Source organism: Rhodococcus opacus (assembly GCF_012396235.1).
GTDB classification, from domain to species: domain Bacteria; phylum Actinomycetota; class Actinomycetes; order Mycobacteriales; family Mycobacteriaceae; genus Rhodococcus_F; species Rhodococcus_F opacus.
Genome location: NZ_JAAXPA010000096.1, coordinates 1 through 1761 on the forward strand (window position 1 = coordinate 1; position 1761 = coordinate 1761).

Annotated in this window: 1 protein-coding gene; it reads left to right on the forward strand. The window is 69.2% G+C overall.

All coding sequences use genetic code 11. The features are described from left to right. The coding region (locus HGB39_RS38015) for an acetyl/propionyl/methylcrotonyl-CoA carboxylase subunit alpha (protein WP_168443032.1) at positions 1 to 1761 on the forward strand (1761 nt) is incomplete at its 5' end.

The following is a 1761-nucleotide window of genomic DNA, read 5'->3' on the forward strand; positions in this document are numbered from 1 at the left end:
AAGGTGCTCGTCGCGAACCGCGGTGAGATTGCAGTGCGGGTGATCCGGGCCGCAGCCGATGCCGGCCTGGCCAGCGTCGCCGTCTACGCCGAACCCGACGCCGACGCCCCGTTCGTGCGCCTGGCCGACGAAGCATTCGCCCTCGGCGGGCAGACCTCCGCCGAGTCCTACCTGGTGTTCGACAAAATCCTCGACGCCGCCCGCAAGTCCGGCGCCGACGCCATCCACCCCGGCTACGGCTTCCTCTCCGAAAACGCCGACTTCGCCCAGGCCGTGATCGACGCCGGCCTGATCTGGATCGGCCCCTCCCCGCAATCGATCCGCGACCTCGGCGACAAGGTCACCGCCCGCCACATCGCCGAAAAAGCCAAGGCCCCGATGGCCGCCGGCACCAAGGACCCCGTCAAAAACGCCGACGAGGTCGTCGCCTTCGCCAAGGAATACGGTGTCCCCGTCGCCATCAAGGCCGCGTTCGGCGGCGGCGGCCGCGGCATGAAGGTCGCCCACACCATCGAGGAAATCCCCGAACTGTTCGACTCCGCCACCCGCGAGGCCGTCGCCGCGTTCGGCCGCGGCGAATGCTTCGTCGAACAGTATCTGGACAAGGCCCGCCACGTCGAAGCCCAGGTCATCGCCGACCAGCACGGCAACGTCATCGTCGCCGGCACCCGCGACTGCTCCCTGCAACGCCGCTTCCAGAAACTCGTCGAGGAGGCCCCCGCCCCGTTCCTCACCGACGACCAACGCAACCGCATCCACACCTCCGCCAAGGCCATCTGCAAAGAGGCCGGCTACTACGGCGCCGGCACCGTCGAATACCTCGTCCAGGGCGACACCGTCTCCTTCCTCGAGGTCAACACCCGCCTGCAGGTCGAACACCCCGTCACCGAGGAAACCGCCGGCCTCGACCTGGTCCTGCAACAGTTCAAGATCGCCAACGGCGAACACCTCGACCTCACCGAGGACCCCACCCCCCGCGGACACTCCTTCGAATTCCGCATCAACGGCGAGGACGCCGGCCGCGGCTTCCTGCCCGCCCCCGGCCCGGTCACCAAGTTCGTCCCACCCACCGGCCCCGGCGTGCGGATGGACTCCGGCGTCGAAACCGGCAGCGTGATCGGCGGCCAGTTCGACTCCATGCTCGCCAAGCTCATCGTCACCGGCGCCACCCGCGACGAGGCCCTGGCCCGCGCCCGCCGCGCCCTCGCCGAATTCCAGGTCGAAGGACTGGCCACGGTCATCCCGTTCCACCGGGCCATCGTCTCCGACCCCGCCTTCATCGGCGACGGCACCACCTTCGACGTCTACACCAAGTGGATCGAAACCGAATGGGACAACCAGATCGAACCGTTCACCGGTAACCAGCCGATCGACGAGGACGAGTCCGGGCCCCGGCAGAACGTCGTCGTCGAGGTCGGCGGCCGCCGCGTCGAGGTGTCCCTGCCCGGACAGTTCACCCTCGGCACCGGCGCCGGAACCGCCCCCGGGGCGGTCCGCAAGAAGCCCAAGGCCCGCACCCGCGGCGGCGCCCACGGCGGCGCCGCCTCCGGTGACGCCGTCACCGCCCCCATGCAGGGCACCGTCGTCAAGGTCGCCGTCGAAGAAGGACAACAAGTCGCCGAGGGCGACCTCATCGCCGTCCTCGAGGCCATGAAAATGGAAAACCCCGTCAACGCCCACAAGGCCGGCACCGTCACCGGCCTCGCCGTCGAACCCGGCGCCGCCATCACCCAGGGCACCGTCCTCGCAGAACTGAAATAG